This is a genomic window from Bacteroidales bacterium (assembly GCA_014860585.1).
In the GTDB taxonomy this organism is placed as follows: Bacteria; Bacteroidota; Bacteroidia; order Bacteroidales; family 4484-276; genus RZYY01.
Genome location: JACZJL010000184.1, coordinates 14741 through 33653 on the forward strand (window position 1 = coordinate 14741; position 18913 = coordinate 33653).

An 18913-nucleotide genomic window follows, 5' to 3' on the forward strand; every position below is an offset into this window, starting at 1 on the left:
AAGCTGGTGCGTTGCTGCTGCCATTGCTTCAATGGTCATGGGTAATGGCTTTTAGCTTTTCACCTAACTCCTGTTCAATTTCCTCCACACTGGGCAGGCTGCTTTTTAGGTTTTCGGGTAGTATTCTGGTCAATTCATATTCTGAGATGCCGATTGGTTTTTGAATATCTTTAAGCGAGTATTCGGCAAACAACCGATCTTTTTGTTGACAAAGTATCAACCCAACTGTTGGTTGGTCAGCCGGATGCTTCAACAGATCATCAACTGCTGAGCAGTAGAATTCATTTTACCGGCATATTCCGGTATAAACTCACCCCTTTTCAGTTCTATAACCACAAAACAACGCATTTTGAGATGATAGAAAAGCAAATCAAGATAAAAATCGCGGTCGCTGACTTCCAGCTTAAACTGCCTGCCCACAAATGCAAAACCGGATCCCAGTTCAATCAGAAACTTTTCCACATTCTTAACAAGTTCCGTTTCCAGTTCACGTTCGGTGTATTCTGTTGCCAGCGTAGTAAAATCAAAAATGTACGGATCTTTCAGCATCGCATTGGCAAGGGCAGATTGTGCAGGTGGCAGGGTAAGGTTAAAGTTGGTGACAGCTTTGCCCTGGCGTAGATGAACACTTTTTTTGATCATTTCTATCAATGTCTCTTTCGACCAGCCATTTTCAACAATCTTTTGCAAATACCAAAGGCGAGTTTCATGGTCTTTTATCTTCTCCAATAAGATGATATGGTGAGTCCATGTAACTGAGAGAAACAAATTGGTTTGAAATTCAATATTTTGAATCCTGCCCACAGTTGATTGAGATTTGACATCATTATTCAATTTGGCAGCCAATAGTTGCCAATTTGGTTCATCCTGAAATTTGGCAACTACCGGTTACCAAATTGTAACATGCTGGTATTCTTTAAAGAAAATAACCATTGACCTCAAATTTCTTTCAGAAAAACCCTTCACACCTGATAGTTCGTTTTTGAGATCTTTTGATAAACGGGGAATCACTCTGGCGCCCCAACCCTTATGTTGTTGCAACTGATAAATCATTCTGCCAACATCCCAATAGGTTGCCAGCATCTCGGCATTAGCCGAAACACTTGCCCTGAGTTGTGCTTTGCGCACCCTTTCTTTAATGTCTTGCAGCAGATTTTTGTATTGGACAATTTCATTCATGGTGATGGTTTTTTATCATGTTCAGGGATTAATATGCTGTTTGAATTTCAGTTATCTTCCAAATAATTTGTTGATCCAATTTCTTTCCTTTTGGCAAAATTAAGAATATGCGTTGAAATCATGATTATTAGTAAAATCATTTTGTTGGGGATAAAAGAAACAGCCTTGATTGATGCTGCGCCTTTTACAAAAAACTGCATTTCAAAATCCTTCTCTTAAGTTTGCGATTGCCCGTGTGCAATGCTGATGGCGAAATTGTCAGACTTTTAGGAACAATCCTTTGGCCATTGCGGCTGTGCGGGTTCAATTCCCGTTCCGGGTGCGAAAAAAGCCTTGTAAAAAGTTAATTTACAAGGCTTTTGTATTTATTTTCAATGAGTCTACTCAAAGAGCTCCTCTTTCGGTACTTTTTTTACTTGATCGCCATTTTTAAGACTTCTTGAAACGGCGCGGTAAGGGCCAATGATAACTTCCGCATTTTCTTCAAGCCCCGATAAAATCTGGATATAGGTATTGTCCTGGATCCCTGATTTTACCTGAATCATTTTGGCCTTACCATTGTCGTAAACAAACACATACTCGGTAATTTCGGTATTTACTTTTTCGTTCTTGTCTTTTTCCTTTTCGTCTTTGTTTTTATCCCGGTCAATCCGCGCCGAAACTTCTTTACCTGTCGTATCGCTTCGGGTAGTAACCGCCTGAATTGGCAGGGTAAGTACGTTGAACTCGGTTTTTGTCTGGATGTCAACGGTGGTGGACATGCCGGGGCGGAAAGGAGAAAACCATGGTTTTTCAGGATCGAGAAGATCCTGGTAGGACTCTTTGAGTAATCTGATTTTCACCTCGAAACTTGTAACCTGGTCTGAGGTCAATGCAGCAGTTTCAGCAGAAGTAGCAATTTCGGTAACAAGACCTTTGAACTTCCGGTTCAGATAGGCATCAACTTCAATCAGTGATGTATCGCCTAAACTGATGCGTACGATGTCGTTTTCATTTACCTGCACTACTGCCTCCATTAAGTCCAGATCGGCAATCCGCATGAGTTCAGTACCTGCGGAGAATTGAGATGCACCGGCAACGCGTTCCCCCTTTTCGATAATCAGACGTGAAACAGTACCATCAGAAGGGGCGTAAATTGCCGTTTTAGTGAGATTTTCACGTGCTTCACGCAGGGATGCTTCGGCACTGGCCACCTGAAATTCGGCTGCTTTCACCGATTCTTCGGCAGCCTGCACTTCGGCAGTGGTCACTTCAAAGTTCGCTTTGGCTGTTTCATAATCAGCATCTGAGATGACCTTCTCTTTCCATAATTTTTCGTTCCGCTCGAAAGACAATTTGGAATTGGTAAACTGAGCATTGGTTTGCGCAAGGCGTGCTTTTGCATTGGCCAAACTTGCCTTTTGAGATTGAAGGCTTGCTTCCATGCGCTCGTAATTGGAAAGATAAATTTCCGGATCAATTTTGGCTAAAAGGTCTCCACCTTTAACCTGGTCGCCTTCACGCACATGCAATTCCACAACTTCCCCGGAGATGTAAGGCGTAATCTTTACTTCACGCGCAGGCTGGATTTTCCCATTGGCTGATACGGTCTCCACGATTGTACGTCTTGCGACCATGTCAGTAGCGACCTTAGGAGATTGGTCGCCACCAATTACTCCTTTACTTTTCATGATGGCAAGGACAATTAACACAATCAGCACTGCTGCGCTGATGATTATGATCGTTTTCTTTTTCATATTGTTGCTGATAGATTTGATGCTGATTCCATTTGAACAGGAACATTGTACCGGTGAACTAGTTCAATGTGATGGGCCTCCCCATGTAAAAATCGAGAATTTTTGTTTTGAAAATGTAGTCATACCTCGCACGCACCAATTCCGATTCAACGGCGGTTAGTTGCGTTTTTGCAAGGTTATAGTCAACCGATGTGGCCATACCAACGGTAAATTTTTGCTCGGTATATCGGAATGATTCACTGAATGATGAAAGGGATTTTTGGGTTGCCTGGTAACTTTTGAAAGCTGCCTGTGCATCATAATAAGCCTGCTCAATATTTTTCCTAAGTGTATTTTTGGTCAGATCATAAGTGTATTCAGCATTGGAAGCGGCAATTCTGGCGCGTGCCACATTTGAAGCTGCCTGGTACCCGTTGAAAATGGGGATGCTCAATCCGATCCCAAGATACCGGCTTTGATTGTCAGCAAACTGATCACCAAACGGGATTACATCTGTCTGATAAATATTACCGGTAAGGGTATCGAAAACAACTTTACGGTATTGGTTAGAAAAGTTTGTGTTCCATCCGCTTTGTAACGAAAGCACCGGACTAAGCGCTCCCTGCGCAATTGCAACGTTTTTGTATGCGCTTTCAACGTTTACTTCTGCATTCTTAATTAAGGCTTGTGTACCCAATGCTACCTCATAAATCTGACTGATTGGAAGGACTTCGAGGGTAAGTTCGGTGTCGAAAACCGGAACTTCAATTTCGAAGTCAGCATCGGCAGGCAGGTCAAGAATTTGGAGGAGATCAAGGTATGAAAGTGCCAGAGAATTTTCGTAATTGATCTCGTTGATTTCTTCCCTGGCGCCTTGAGCCTGGATTTCGAGCAGGCTGCCCATTGCAAGTTTTCCTGCTTCAACCAACTTTTCAGTCCGTTTGATTTGTTCCTGTGTAATAGCAACCTGTTCGGTAGCCACTTTTAGCAACTCTTTATTATAGAGAATGGTCAGGTAGGCTTGCGTCAACAACAGACTTATGTCATCCTTGATTTTGTCAGTAGCATATTGACTGGCGAGAAAGTCAAGTTTTGCCTTTTTTATTCTGTTTTGATACTGTAATCCACCAAAAAGCCTCATGTTAGCATCAAGGCCGAAATTTGCCTGATTGGTTTCCTGGTTGCTGTAAGTGTACCTTGTGCGGTCGAGTACCCTTCCCCAGTTGTAGCTTGCAGATGCATTGCCATTCAGATTTGGTAACAAATTTAACTTGCTTTGTTGCAGATCAACTTCGCTGTATTGTACATCAAGCAGGCTTTGCTTAATCTGAATATTGTTTTCGATAGCATACAGAAAACAGTCTTCGATGGTCCAGATTCTGTTTTGTGCGTTGATCGTTGGGGTGATGGCGAGCAGAAAAATTGAAAAGATGGTGAGAACGATTCTTTTCGTAATTTGATCAATTTTCATGTTGATTATTTTTGATTTGCCTTGCAAAAACTTGTGCAAAGTTATGATAAAACGATTGACTGAACCCGATTGGCTAAAAATATGCCAATTTCACAATTCATTGACAATCAATAAGCATAAATTATTCAAAGCATAGCCCGAAAATTATATGTCCACAATAAATACAGGTGTTGTACGATAGTGAACATGAAAAGGTACAAACGCATTTAAACTGGATTTTATACTTTTACCACTTAAAAAAAATCATACATAATTTTACAATAAAATGAAACGGTTACCTATACTCCTGATCTTTACGATACAGCTTATTTCTGGTGGAATCATTGCACAGAATATCAATTATTTAGCTGCAGATCGCGGCAACCTGAGTGATACACTGGATGCCCTCACCTACGAGATTCACATCAATGAAATGGACTTTTCAGCTAAAACCATTTCAGCCAAAACCATTATAACCATACAATCAAAGGTGGATAATCTCAGTGTGATCAGGCTTGAATTGCTTGACCTGACTGTTGATGAGGTCAATGCTGGTGGTCTTCCCGTTACCGGATTTCAGCATCAAAGCCCGTGGCTGGTTATTCCGCTTACCACTCCCATCAATCAAGGTGATGTAATCGAAGTTGATGTGACCTATCACGGAGCTCCATTTTACGAAGGATGGGGTGGCTTCCATTGGAGCGGTCAGTATGCGTTCAACCTGGGAGTGGGTTTCGAATCTGATCCTCACAATTTGGGCAAGGCATGGTTTCCAGGTGTTGACGATTTTCACGACCGGGCGATTTACGAGGTTTTTGTGACAGTGGATGATCCAAAAATGGCCGTTTGTGGTGGAACGCTGCTGGAAGTAATTGATCATGGAAACGGATCGAAAACCTACCACTGGAAAATTCATGATGATATTCCTACTTACCTGGCGTCGGTGGCAATTGGTGAGTACATCAATGTGCCTTCCTCCTTCACCTCGATGACCGGAGCAGAAATTCCCATCGGGATTTATGTGAGGCCATCTGATACAGCAAAAGTTGCCGGATCTTTCCAGACGCTGAACCAGGTACTTGAAGCTTTCGAAAATTATTTCGGACCCTATCAGTGGGAAAGGGTTGGGTATGTTGGAACGCAACTTGGAGCTATGGAGCATTCCACCAACATTGCTTATCCCAATTCCTCCATTACCGGAAATCTCTCCAACGAATGGCTGATGGCGCATGAGCTTTCGCATCAGTGGTTTGGGAATATGGTAACCTGTGCAAGTGCAGAGGATATGTGGCTTAACGAGGGGTGGGCCGTATTTACGGAGTCGCTTTACCGCGAAGCTCTCTATGGATCAGAGGCTTATCATACCAACATGTTTGCTAAACATCGCTCGGTGCTGCACAATGCCCATGTGAGCGATGGGGGCTACCTTGCCCTCTACGGCATCCCGACCCAACATACTTACGGGACTACTGTTTATCAGAAAGGCGGGATTGTAGTTCATACCCTTCGTAATTACCTTGGCGATGAATTGTTTTTTCCTGCTGTGCAGGCGTATCTCGAAGCCTTCAGGTTCAACTATGCCGACTCCTGGGATTTGCGCGATTTTTTGAGCAGCCACACCGGAGTTGATCTGACTGATTTTTTTGATGCTTGGGTTTTTACGCCCGGATTTCCGGAATTTTCGCTGGATTCGTTCAATGTGCAGCCTGCAGGTAATTTTTATGATGTCACTGTTTTTGCGAAACAGAAACTGAAAGGCCCCTCACAACTGGCCAATTCCAACCGTGTGGAAGTGACTTTTATGGATCAGCAATGGCAAAAAGAAACTGTGTTGATGGAGTTTTCGGGTGAGACAGGTTCTCAGTCGTTCACCATCAGCATTGAACCATCCATCGCTATGATAGATTTTTATGACAAGATTGCAGATGCTACTACTGATAAACATATGACCTTATATCCCTCAACAAACCAAAACCTGTTTGATGTTTTTGCCAAAATAAGGGTGGAATCAATGCCTGCAAGCGATTCAGCCTTTATCCGGTTTACCCATCGCTGGGTGCCACCGGATGATTTAAAATCACCGGTTCCGGGGCTTTCACTTTCCGATTACCGCCATTGGAGAATTGACGGACTTTTTCCAGAAAGCACAACCATCACTGCCAGTTTTATGTACAACAAATTCAACAACTTGGATGGTAACCTGATGTCCAATCCAGGCGATTCATTGGTGATCCTCTACCGCCCTGACCGTGCAGCAGACTGGCAGGGAGTCCCCTTCGTCAAAATCGGTGCGCCCAATACAGGTTACATCGAAGTTCCCAATACCCAACCCGGTGAATATACCCTCGCTGTCTGGGATCAGTCTTATGTTAAAGTTCCACAGATAACCAATGACCAGGAACATGACATCCGTATTTTCCCTAACCCGGCTAATGGAGCGGTAATACTTGATTTTGAGGAATTGGCACCTGCAGCTGTTTACATTTACGATACAAGTGGCCGTCTGATTTTTTCGCTTTTCAATGAGGAAATGATGCCTTATCTTGAATGGGATACAACTGGATTGGAAAGAGGAACCTATTTTCTCCAGTTTATCGACACTGCCGGTCAGGAAATCAGCACAAAGAAATTGCTGATCAACTGAACAAAATAGGATGATTTTCCCGGCAACTAAATCCATAAGAAGATGAATAAAATGGTCGAAATGCTAAAAGCGCGTTTTGAGGTTTTGTCAGACCCCGAAAAAGCGCATTGGCAAAAGGCTTACCTGCGAAATCAATTCGATTTTTTTGGTACAGACAGAATTGAACAGGAAGTGGTCAGGAAGGAATTTTTTGCTGAATTCGGTATGCCCGATCAGCACGAAACCGAAGCCTTTATCAGGGAACTTTGGGAACTCCCCCAACGCGAGTTCCAGTATTTTGGGCTGTTTCTTATTGAAAAGGTGATTAAAAAAGTTGAAAAAGATTTTATCAGCCTGCTCGAATACATGATCACCACAAAATCATGGTGGGATACTGTTGACATGATTGCCACCCATCATGTCGGCGTGCTTTTCCGGCGCTTTCCCGAACTAATTCCGGTTTATGTAACAAAATGGATGGACTCAGAAAACCTTTGGCTGGAAAGGACTGCACTCCTTTTTCAATTAAAATACAAAGACAAAACCAATACTGCCCTGCTTTTTGACCTGATTCACCAACTTGCCGGCCACAAAGATTTTTTTATCCGGAAGGCTATCGGCTGGGCATTGCGCGAATATTCAAAGACCTCGCCGGAAGCAGTGATTCATTTTCTCAACAATATTGACTTATCTCCGCTTAGCACGCGGGAAGCTTTAAAAGTGATTAACCGAAAAGCTTCTAATCATTAATGTTCTACTAAGGTTGCTTTCTGGGAATAAGGTTTACAAATCCTATGCAGCCTATTTTGGAAAACCGAAAATTCATCATTAGATTTATGAAAGGTCCTCCATTAGCAGGAAGTCGGCAATATGAAGCACCTTTATTCCTTCCAGGTTATCGTGCCAGGATTCGTCCATGGTGACTAAATATTTGGGGTGGTTGTCGCGAATGCTGAGAAGTGGCTGGAGTTCCCTGTCAATTGTACTTTTCTCCGCCATGAGGTAACAAACCTGAACATAAACTTTTTCATCTTTATTTTCAGCTACAAAATCAATCTCTTTGTCATCAATTTTTCCGACATAAACATTATAACCCCTTCGCCGCAACTCAAGCGAAACGATGTTTTCGAGCAACCCCCCGATCATTCTGCCCCGATAGCCCATCAAAGCATAGATAAGTGCATGATCGCCAACAAAATACTTCTCGAATGTTTTCAGAATTTCCCTGCCTTTGATGTCGTAGCGGGGAGTACGGTAAATGATGAAAGCGCTTTCGAGAGCATAAAGGTAGTTGTACACCGTATTCAAATCAATCCTGCGTTGTTGGCTTTTAAAAAAGTCGGCTACGTTTTTTGCCGAAAAGCTGTTGCCAATGTTGTCGAATACAAACCTGACCACCCTTTCGAGCAATTCAACATCGCGGATGTTGTGGCGCTGCACCGTATCGCGCAGGATAGCTGATGAATAAATATCGAACACGATTTTCCAGGCCGTTTCCACTGGATAGTCGAGCGTGTGCAAAACCGGGAAACCACCCAGTTGCAAAAACGCGGCAAAGGCCTCATGTGCATTGATGCTCAATTCAGGGTCGCGCTGCTGCTTGAAATGGAGATATTCGGCAAAAGAGAGCGTGTAAACAGGTATTTGAACGTGCCTCCCGGCAAGATAGGTTGCCAGTTCCGATGAAAGTAACCGGGAATTTGATCCGGTAATATAAACATCAGTATCGAAATCAACGGTGAGTGCATTGACGGTTTTTTCCCATTCTTTCACCTCTTGTATCTCATCGAGCAAAATATAAAAACGTTGATTGTCAATGATTTTACTGCGAAGATATTCATAGAGTTTTTCCGAAGTATCCAATACCGAAAACTCAAAACTCTCAAAGTTGATCAGTAAGATGTGACTTTCTGCAATACCACGGCCAAGTAGCTGCTCTCTCAAAAGTTGAAGCATGGCCGATTTGCCACAACGTCTGATGCCTGTCAGCACTTTGATAAAAGGTTTGTCAATAAACTCCCCGAATTGATCTAAATACTGCTTTCTCGCTATCATAATTCATGATTTTAGGTTATGACCGCAAAAATAAATAAAATCCATGAGTTTTTATGGTTGTAACCCTAAAAAAGTACTTTTGAATAGACCTGACGGGGTTTTCTAGTGGATGCCTTTGGCAGAAACCTTGTCAGGGCTCAATCCATTGAAAATAAGGTAATCCCGAAGGGATCCCTTTGGGATAAGGTTTGGTGGCTTTTGGTGTCGGTCAGTTCTATTAAGGTTGTCGGCAGACCTGACAGGTTTTTGAAACCTGTCAGGTCTCAGCCATTTTTGAACACCGGAAATTGCCGAGATTGCTTTTCATTGGCAGGCTGGAGCCTGCCATGATAGACCGGACGAGGCAGAGCCTCGTCCGAACACACGTTCAGCTTAGGCTCCAGCCTAAGCTGTATCTATTTCTGCAGGCTCTTGCCTGCGTTTCTGATTATCAGGGTTTGAATTTAAAATGACCTGGCTGGTTCTTTTTGCTTCCCGCCGGAAAAGCAAAACCTTATCCAGTTAACTAACTTCAACAGAAAGAGTAATTCATTGAAATTCTTTATCCTTGTTGTTTTTATGATAAAACTCTGTTCTGGCAGGATTGATGAATATGAATACAATGCCTGATCATCATAGCTTACCGGTGAGATTCTTTAAAATTTTCAAGGCAAGAAGTTCTTTAATATCAGCATGTCGTGGAACTGCTTCGATGTTGCCATTTTTTGGATTTATCCAAAGAGTGTGCGATTTGCCTTCTCTTTTGAGATAGCATCCTGCAAGACGCAGTTTCTTTTCAAGAAGTTTCCGTTTCATTCTACCAAAACCGAATCAATAATCACTTCCTCGGTGCTTCCGCGACGGAAATCTTCCAATTTATCGTCAAGGATCAGCTTGATGGCCTCTTTAAGATTTTGTTTGGCTTCCTCCACGGTTTCTCCCTGACCGTTTGCGCCTTCAATTTCAGGGCAGATGGCCCAGAAGCCTCCCTCAGTGGCGGATTCGATGAAGGCAGTAAATTCTCGTTTCATATTTCGGATTATTTGGTGGCAAATTTACAAAAATCAGTAATACAACATTTCATCAGAATCACAAAACCCTGTCAGGTCTCAACCTTTTTTTTAAAACCGGAAATTGCTGAAATGTTTTTCCTTGGCAGGCTGGAGCCTGCCATGATAGTCCGGACGAGGCAGAGCCCCGTCCGAACACACGTTCAGCTTAGGCTCCAGCCTAAGCTGCATCTATTTCTGCGGGCTCCTGCTTGCGTTTCGATTATCAAGGTTTGAATTCAAAATGACCTGGTTGGTTCTTTTGGCTTCCCGCCGGAAAAGCAAAACCTTATCCACTCCCCAAACCTTCGTAGAAAAGGTAACCCAATAAAAATCAAAAATCTTATTGAATAGCCCTGACAGTCCCGCACGTGTGGGACTGTCAGGGCTCAACCCACTGAAAATAAGGTAATAAGGTTTTTAGGTTATCGGATCGGACACTTCTACTAAGGTTGGTTTTTAGGAATAAGGTTTTCTGATCCTATGCAGCCATTTTTTTAAAATCAGAAAATGCAGGAATTACTTTTCAACCCCCATAAAATATCCATGAAGTTTGAATTTAAAATGACCTGCTGGTTCTTTTGGCTTCCCGCCGGAAAAGCAAAACCTTATCCATTCTCCAAACCTTAGTAGAAAGGGTAACCCAATGAAAATCAATAACCTTATTGAATAGCCCTGACAGGGTTTCAAATTCTGTCAGGGCTCAATCCATTGAAAATAAGGTAATAAGGTTTGGTGGCTTGTGGGGTCAGTCAGTTATACTAAGGTTGTTTTTTGGGAATAAGGTTTTCTGATCCTATGCAGCCATTTTTGAAAACCGTAAATTGCCGAATGTTTTTCCCTGGCAGGCTGGAGCCTGCCATGATAGCCCGGACGAGGCAGAGCCTCGTCCGAACACACGTTCAGCATAGGCTCCAGCCTGCGTTTCTGATTATCAGCGTAACCATTATCTCTATTTGGTAATTTCAATTGCAGCATCAACATAAGGATGATCCCCTTTTATTTTGGAATAGAATGAATTCCTTTTTACCTTCTCCAACCTTTTTAAACTTAAGACTGTTTCGGCTTGCTCCATGGGTGTTCTACAGTTAGGGTAGTCAGCTGCTATATTGGATAAGTCGGCAGTGTTGCCGAATAACCCTAAATGCCTTTTTATTTCAGATTTCAAATACCAGTCATTTGCCTCTTTATGTCGTTCCCGAATTATTGCTACTATATCTTCTGGAACCTTTTGGTAATTTTCGTTGATCCACTTTAAAATCTGATATTCTTGAAATGGATATGTTGAAAGAGGTGAGGAAAGAAACTTTGTAAGTTCATCTATAGCTTTGGCTTGTGCATTAATTTTTGTGATGTATTTTAAAATGTATTCTGTTTCTTGAGGATGCTTTTCAATTATTGAAAGGCAGTAATCCACTGCAAAAGAATTTCTTGCCTCTGCCAGCCTATTAAGCAAATAATGGAATAAGGTCTTGTCAAAGGATTCGTCAGATCTTTCACAGAAGTATGCTCGGAAGGTCTCAATTAATACCTCAATAGTCTCAGCATCTTTTATCTCTTTGAGTTTCTCAAATTGCTCAGGTGTTAATGAAGGTGAATTATCTAACACAAGACCATCAATTATTGCCTCATTTTGTAAAGTTTGATGCTCTTTGATTCGTGAAGAGATATTTTCAATTATGAATTGAATATTTTCAAATGAATTTCTTGCATCTTCCGCTTTCAAAATTTTGGTTTTCGCTGATTGCAGATTTAGACCTCTCAATCTTAGTAGTTCTATGAGTTGTACAAGTGCTTTCTTAGCTTCAGCTTTTGATTTGCAGAATATTCTAATGTCATCTACATATCGAAGGTGTTCTATTTTAGAGTCGTGGAGCGCTAAGTCGATTTCATTAAGGTATAGCTTGGCAAGTATGTGAGATGCTGTGCAAGCTTGCGGAATACCCTTGTTTTGTATGATGGCCCATTTTCTATGACATGTTTTTATTGCATTAGCAATCTTATCCTCAACCCCTGCAATTTTTAGGTCAGAATAAAGGGTAAAATGATCAATATTCTCGTAATATCCAGTAATGTCAGCAATTATAACAAAAGGATAACCTTCGCCTATTTTTTCGATACTCCTTTTTCTGAATGCATCCCAACATTCAAATCGATTTTTCACCCATTTGGTGCCATCTATATTTCCAGTTAAAACGTAGGCAAAGTCCTTTACTTCTTGCGACCATTTTAGAGTTTGGAAAATATTATTGTAAGCTTCTCCAATAAGGTGCAGGTAATAAAAATGATCAGTAATTTCTAAATGGCTGCCAGGTCGCACAAGACCACCTTTTTTTGGGACGTTGCAGTAGAAGGCAGCAGAAGGAATAAAAGTATTGTCATTTATTTCTTTTGTTATCTTTTCCTTCCAATTGTGGATAAGCATATTAATAAAACTGAGCTCTTGGGTCTGTTTGATGAACAGTCCATTTTCAAAGTCGAATAGAAGTCGTTTCCAAGTCCAGTCGAAGTTCATATCATTGCCTTGTTACCAATTAATTTTTAAGTTGTAAAAAATAGACAATCAAAAATCTCTTGCATACCTTTTCTCGTTCATTCTCAATTACTTTTATCATGCTATACATTCAAAATTCAGATTCTAAATATTTTACAAATCATCAAATTCGACTTAATGTCAAGCTTTAATCCCTCAAACAACGGACACTAAACCCCAAATCCTTAGTGCTGCCGCTACCAATGTTTACGTTCGCGTAGTAAACTGCCAAGAATAGGCTCCAGGCGTTTGTAGCCGAGTTCTCGGTAGAAGACCACCAATGACCGTAGAAGCCCATGTTGTAGAAAAAACCATTGGTATTGCGGTTTCCGCCGGGCAAAGCCGTAAAGTTAGTAGCGTTGTTATCATTCAGGTTATTGCCCACAATACAGGTACCTGCGTATGTATTCCAATTGGTTTTCGCGGCCAGGGCTTTAGCTATGTAACTTGTGTTGCTGTTGCACAGGTAGGCCGGATGGCTGCCTACATAGGTGGTTAAGGCAAACCATTCGGAAATGGTGGGTACATGCCACCCGGTTGGGCACAGGCCGGCGCTGTTGTTCACTGCATTCCAGTTGTACAAAGCACCGTAGATGTTTTTCCAAATGATATCATTATCGTACCAGGCATAAGCGCCGGTGGTGTTGTTTACCCAGGCAGTGTTGTTGCTTCCCGGATATTCGATAGAACTATTATTGCGGTATTTGGTGGTTTTCAGGTTTTCTTGCATCCAGCATTGGTTGCCAATTTTTACGGTATTGTAAACATTGCCATCAATGTCAGTAACAGTTGGCATACCTTGACAGGGCGAGCCATCTGGCAGTAAGCTAATAATCACAAAATCGCCATTACTACAGCCATTTTGAGCGGTTATGGCCCACTGCAGCAGGTAGGTTTCGCCGCCAATGCCACTGAACTGGCTGGTGGGGTTGGTGGGCTGGCTGATGGTTCCACCTACACCACTTGCTATTGTCCATAACCCTGTGCCTCCGGCTGTGGGAGCATTCCCCTGTAAAGTGGTTGTAGTTCCCGGGATATCAATCTGGTCATCGCCAGCATTTACCAGCGGCAAGGGGAGAAAAATGAGTGTCATTGCATCAGTAGCTGAAACTGCGCAGGGGGCTAGTGGTTGGGCAGTAAGTGTAATGACAACTGAACCGGCATTTTGATCTGCTACACTTGGCGTGTAAACAGGGCTGAGTAGGCCTGGATTACTAAAACTGCCAGTACCGGAGGTTGACCAGTTCACTGCTGAATATCTTAATGCTGATCCACTCAATTCGTGCACCTGATTTGCACAAATAGTAGCATCGGCTCCTGCATTGGCAGTGGAAAGGCGTTGAATGGATAAAACTTTTGTATCAGAAGCTGAAACAGCGCAGGGCGAAATGGGCTGGGCTGTGAGTGTAAGGATCAATGATCCTGCAAGTTTATCATCTGTACTTGGAGTATAAATCGGATTTAGGATTCCGTTGTTACTGAACGAGCCAGTTCCCGAGGTAGTCCAGAGCAATGATGAATATCTCTGTGCTGAACCATTTAAGGTATTGGTTTGATTTTCGCAGATGGTGGCATCTAACCCGGCATTGGCAGTGGAAAGCCGCTGAATAGAGAGCATCATCTGATCTATGGTGGCCAGAGCGCACGGAGAAAGTGGCTGGGCAATTAAAGTCAGGGTAACTGATCCGGCAAGTTTGTCACTAGTACTCGGAGTGTACACAGGGCTGAGTATTGCGGCATTACTGAAAGAACCCGTTCCACTGGTACTCCAAATCACCGTCGAATATCTTGAAGCAGCGCCGTTGAGTGTGTGGGTTGTGTTTTCACAAATAGTAGCATCAATGCCCGCATCAGCAGTTGAGAACTGTTGAATGGTCAGAATCAAATCATCTGAGGAGGCGGTTGCACATGGAGAAATGGGCTGCACAGTAATAGTCAATATCACTGAACCGGCAATGATATCTGCTGCTCCAGGGGTATATGTAGGATTGAGGATGGCGTTGTTGCTGAAATTTCCCGTACCGGAAGTCGTCCAGAGCACTGATGAAAAATTGCCTGCCTGACCGTTTAACGAATGGAAGTTGTTCTGGCAGATGGTATAATCAACACCGGCACTCACGGTGGCTGGCGACTGATCAAAAGTTATATTCATTTCATCAAAACTTTCATAGCAAGGTGTTGATATCGTCCAGCGCAGAGTGTAGTTTTCACAAAGCAGCGCAGTGAATAATGTGGCAGGATTTGTTGCATCTTCAAAAACTCCTCCATCGCCACTAATAGCCGTCCACAGCCCGCTTCCCACAACAGGTGCGTTGGCTGCGAGGAGAATTGTAGTTTGCTGGGTGTTTACAAGCACGTCCTCACCGGCAACGGCTTCAGTGGGTATGGCATCAAACACCACAACCATTTCGTCATTGCTTTCGTAACATGCAGTGGAAATGGTCCAGGTGAGGCTGTAGGTCTGGCAGGGTAAACCGGTGAAGGTTGTGTTGGGATCGGTGGCGCTGCCAAAAGCGCCGCCTTCGCCGCCGGTTACCGTCCACAGCCCGCTTCCCACCTCAGGTGTATTGGCTGCGAGGGTAATGGTGGTCAGTTCGGTGTTCACTACTACATCGTCGCCGGCCATGGCTGTGTTAGGGATTGGATCGAAGGTAATGTTTATTTCGTCGTAGGTCTGGCTGCAGGCGGTTGCAATAGTCCACCGCAACGTGTAGGTCTGACAGGGTAGCCCGGTGAAGGTGGTTGCGGGGTTGGCAGGATCAGTAAAGCTGCCGCCCGAGCCATTAACTACCGTCCACAGCCCGTTTCCGACTATGGGCGTATTTCCCGAGAGGGTTACCATGGTGGTTTCGTCGTTGAAGAGCAGGTCATCGCCGGCTGCGGCCACCGTGGGAATGGCGTTAAAAGTTATGTAAACATAGGAGTGCTTGGTGGAGCAGGAGGTGGAAATACTCCAGCGCAGCCTGTAAACCGTGCAAGGCTTTCCGTGGAATTTTGTTTTTGGGTCGTTGGGGTCTTCAAAGTAGCCGCCCGAGCCGCTCACTTTCGTCCACAGCCCGGTTCCAACAGCTGGTATGTTGCCTGCGAGCTGCGCCACGGTGTCGGCGGTGTTGATGACCTGCTCCGGCCCGGCGGTTGGGTTGCTGGGTTGGGGAGTGCAGGCGCCGCAGGTTTCGAACCAGTTCACCCCACTCCAGTAGTTGAGGCAGTTGGTGGTAGTATTGTAAATGGTCATCCCTGCAGGTGGATCCTGCAAGGCATTGCGTTCTTCGGTGGTCATGTTTTTCAGTCCGGCACTGAAGTCGGCGTACTTGGCAAATGGCACGCTGAGCAACTGTGTGACGCCCATCAACTGATAACCGGCGCTACCGTCGAAGTTGATGGCGGTTTCGAGGTAAAACAGGCCGGTGCTCCAATTAATCTCGCCAAAATTTCTGCTGAGCACCGTTCCCTGCCCGATGACGAGATTCACCAGGCCAAAACCGTTGGTGGTAGCGGGATGCACTTCGCTGTAAACTACGGTTCCGTCGGGTGCATCTGCAAGGATTGACACCTTCAGCCAGATGTCGGTGTAAGGCAGCGCGTCGCCATCGCCATTGCGCACAACAGTTTGGTAATTGATGCCTGCCGGGGTTTGGGCCATCATCAGGATGCTCGTCAGGATTGCGCTGAGAAGGAGAGTAAATTTATTCATACAAAGAAAGTTAGGAGGGTTAATTTTCAATAGTGCAAATATTCTGAAAATTTGCTGATGGAAATGAAATATTTTGTTAAAAATGCAATTTGAACTGGATCAAAATAATGGTGAGCCCCAACGCCAGCCCTGACAGGGTTTTCCAGTGGATGCCTACGGCAGAAACCCTGTCAGGGCTAAATTTAATTCCGGAAGTCACCCCGTGAGTCGCTTGCATGTTACAACCATAGCTGAAAACACATTGATTGCCGGATAGAACTCACGGGGTGACTCAATCAAACCGCTGACAATAAGGTTTGATGACTTTTGGTGGCGGTCAATTCTACTAAGGTTGTTTTTTAGGGATAAGGTTTTCTGATCCTATGCAGCCATTTTTTGAAAACTGGAAATTACTGGAATTGTTTTTCATTGGCAGGCTGGAGCCTGCCATGATAGACCGGACGAGGCAGAGCCTCGTCCGAACACACGTTCAGCTTAGGCTCCAGCCTAAGCTGCATCTATTTCTGCAGGCTCTTGCCTGCGTTTCTGATTATCAGGGTTTGAATTCAAAATGACCTGGCCGATTCTTTTTTCTTCCCGCCGAAAAAGCAAAACCTTATCCATTCTCCAAACCTTAGTAGAAAAGGTAACCACAAGAAAAACAAAACCATATTACCTTATTGAAGATAAATAAATGGAGAATTTGGATTGGCTTTCCATTTCGGAAGTCACCCCGTGAGTCGCTTGCATGTTTTACCAATTGTAATTATAAAATGGTCCAAAACCATTTTATAATTTTACAATGGTAAATGCCGATGCTACTTGAAAATAGTACAATGAGACGAAGTCGAAATTGGACTATATTGAAAGTGCAATCGGTATTACAAACAAAGTTGAAAACCCAGTGATTGTCTGACAGAACTCACGGGATGACTCGTCCACTCTAAGCGGTTTGTAGGTTTTAGCGATAGCATCGCTTTTTTGACCTTAACGGATTATCGTCACCGTACCTCGTTTTTCCATATTTTGCCCTTCAGGCGTGCGGAATTTAATCAGGTAAACGTAAGCGCCGGAAGGCTGGAGTTCGCCATCCTGCTTACCCGTCCAGCCTTCGTTAGGGTCGGTAGTGATAAAGATCGTTTGTCCCCATTTGTTGAAGATTAGCAGTTCGTAACTGCCATCGGCAATGAAGGATACAATGGGCTTAAATTCATTATCGGGCGGCACTCCATCTGGGATGAAGGCATTGGGAACGATCACTTTTGTTTCCATTTCAAGGGTGATCCGGTTGGATTTGCTGGTAGCATTGTTGCCGCTGTTTTCGACGGCTTCGACATAATATTCAAACACTCCGCCCAAACCTGATAATGTGGACACATCGTCGCTATAATTATTTACAGTCCCGGGAACATCAGCGACCAATGTAAAGTTTCCCGAAGTGCTTCGGTAGATATTATATCGCTCCACTCCATTGTCCCAGCCTTCGTAATGGTTCCATTGAAGGTCGTTGGTGTAATCCGGGCGCGGTTGACCTGTGAGGTGAACGGTTTGATGAATCGCACTGGTGGTGAAGGTCACCCCGCAACTGTCCCACATCACAATCCGGTATTCATAACTGGATGAACTAAAATCAGCGGTCAGATCGTCATAGGATTTTTGGGGGTTGTAATTCAAATTGTCCTCAAACGATTGTTGGATGGCAAACTGTGGTTGACCTTCATCCTGGCGTTCCAACTCAAACCTTAGAATGGGCGCTGTCGGATCGGCTTCCCAGTTTATGCGGATGAAATTGTTGTCTTCAACCGAAGCAGTTAAAATATTGACAAATTGCGGTTTGGGATAAGTTCTTGAATGGATGGTTTGCACACAGGAAGATGAAGTTCGGGTACCATCCTGGTTGACTGCCCTGATTTTGTAGGAATACAGTTCATCAGGGAGCGGATTGGTATGCACGTAAGAGGTCACGTTGGGCTGAGTAGTAGTCAGCAACTGGAAACTGATGCCATCAACCGAAGCCAGCACCTCATATCCGGCCAATTCTTCTTTCATGTTGATGTAATCTGTCCAGTTAAGGGAAATGGTGTTGGCGCAGATATTTTGCTGCGGTTGATTAAGTAAAATTGTTATCAGTGTATCCGACCATGGCGAGTTGTTGGGGTCATTACCAGGGTTAAACGCATAAATCCTATACCATTCGGATTGGTTACAAGCGTTGGCATCAAGATGATTATAACTAGTTTGGTTGATACCTGTCACGGTGTCAATTCTTTGCCAGATAATCCCCTGCTTTTGGACAATAACATAGCCGAGGGTATTATCAGTATTCGCAAACCAGGAAATGATCGGGTGTCCGTCGGCAGTGATGCTGATAGAGTCCATCTGGGGAGTTTGTAAGTTGCTTTGAGAAAGCAAGGTTACGGAAGGGAAAGCAAAGAAAAGGATAATAAGCAGCCTGATTCCTGTAAAAGACCCTGTCAAATTTTTGCTTATTGAGTGTTGTTGAATCATTGTTTTTCATCTTTCCCTACGATTACCGTTAACATGGTACAGGGATCAAGGTATTTAACGGCCAAATCCTGAATTTCTTCTGTGGTGATGGTTTTTATTGTGGCGATGTACTTTTTGTAATAGTTCAGATCAAGCTGATAATCAAGCAC

11 protein-coding genes and 1 pseudogene are annotated in these 18913 nt (G+C 43.6%); 2 read left to right on the forward strand and 10 right to left on the reverse strand.

Annotated elements, in window-relative coordinates; all coding sequences use genetic code 11:
• Nucleotides 1-28: 28 nt before the first annotated feature.
• From IH598_17530 to IH598_17540, 3 genes and pseudogenes are all read right to left on the reverse strand, one after another.
• A pseudogene (locus tag IH598_17530) lies at nucleotides 29-1179 on the reverse strand (DUF1016 family protein).
• Between the two features lie 380 nt (nucleotides 1180-1559).
• Complete coding sequence (locus IH598_17535; GenBank protein ID MBE0640318.1) at nucleotides 1560-2915, reverse strand: efflux RND transporter periplasmic adaptor subunit; 1356 nt, start codon at nucleotides 2913-2915, stop codon at nucleotides 1560-1562.
• 58 nt (nucleotides 2916-2973) lie between these two features.
• The gene (locus tag IH598_17540; protein MBE0640319.1) at nucleotides 2974-4365 is read right to left on the reverse strand and encodes a TolC family protein; all 1392 of its coding nucleotides are present in this window, start codon (nucleotides 4363-4365) and stop codon (nucleotides 2974-2976) included.
• A 265-nt stretch (nucleotides 4366-4630) separates the two neighbouring features.
• Between IH598_17540 and IH598_17545 the strand changes: the two genes are divergently transcribed.
• Together IH598_17545 and IH598_17550 are read left to right on the forward strand one after the other, a co-directional pair.
• Nucleotides 4631-6988: a T9SS type A sorting domain-containing protein gene (locus IH598_17545; protein ID MBE0640320.1), complete on the forward strand. Its 2358-nt coding sequence runs from the start codon at nucleotides 4631-4633 to the stop codon at nucleotides 6986-6988.
• A gap of 42 nt (nucleotides 6989-7030) precedes the next feature.
• The gene (locus IH598_17550) at nucleotides 7031-7717 is read left to right on the forward strand and encodes a DNA alkylation repair protein (protein MBE0640321.1); all 687 of its coding nucleotides are present in this window, start codon (nucleotides 7031-7033) and stop codon (nucleotides 7715-7717) included.
• Between the two features lie 84 nt (nucleotides 7718-7801).
• Here IH598_17550 and IH598_17555 read toward each other — a convergent pair whose 3' ends face one another.
• From IH598_17555 to IH598_17585, 7 genes are all read right to left on the reverse strand, one after another.
• A complete protein-coding gene (locus IH598_17555; protein ID MBE0640322.1) occupies nucleotides 7802-9022 on the reverse strand; it encodes an ATP-binding protein in 1221 nt (406 codons plus the stop codon).
• A 612-nt stretch (nucleotides 9023-9634) separates the two neighbouring features.
• Complete coding sequence (locus IH598_17560) at nucleotides 9635-9817, reverse strand: type II toxin-antitoxin system HicA family toxin (GenBank protein ID MBE0640323.1); 183 nt, start codon at nucleotides 9815-9817, stop codon at nucleotides 9635-9637.
• Nucleotides 9814-10032: a type II toxin-antitoxin system HicB family antitoxin gene (locus IH598_17565; protein ID MBE0640324.1), complete on the reverse strand. Its 219-nt coding sequence runs from the start codon at nucleotides 10030-10032 to the stop codon at nucleotides 9814-9816. The genes IH598_17560 and IH598_17565 overlap by 4 nt, the downstream gene beginning before the upstream one ends.
• 970 nt (nucleotides 10033-11002) lie before the next feature.
• Complete coding sequence (locus tag IH598_17570) at nucleotides 11003-12565, reverse strand: RNA-directed DNA polymerase (GenBank protein MBE0640325.1); 1563 nt, start codon at nucleotides 12563-12565, stop codon at nucleotides 11003-11005.
• A gap of 166 nt (nucleotides 12566-12731) precedes the next feature.
• A complete protein-coding gene (locus IH598_17575; GenBank protein MBE0640326.1) occupies nucleotides 12732-16277 on the reverse strand; it encodes a fibrobacter succinogenes major paralogous domain-containing protein in 3546 nt (1181 codons plus the stop codon).
• A 966-nt stretch (nucleotides 16278-17243) separates the two neighbouring features.
• A complete protein-coding gene (locus IH598_17580; GenBank protein ID MBE0640327.1) occupies nucleotides 17244-18764 on the reverse strand; it encodes a gliding motility-associated C-terminal domain-containing protein in 1521 nt (506 codons plus the stop codon).
• On the reverse strand, nucleotides 18761-18913 hold a 153-nt coding region (locus IH598_17585; protein ID MBE0640328.1), incomplete at its 5' end, for a hypothetical protein. The genes IH598_17585 and IH598_17580, both read right to left, overlap by 4 nt.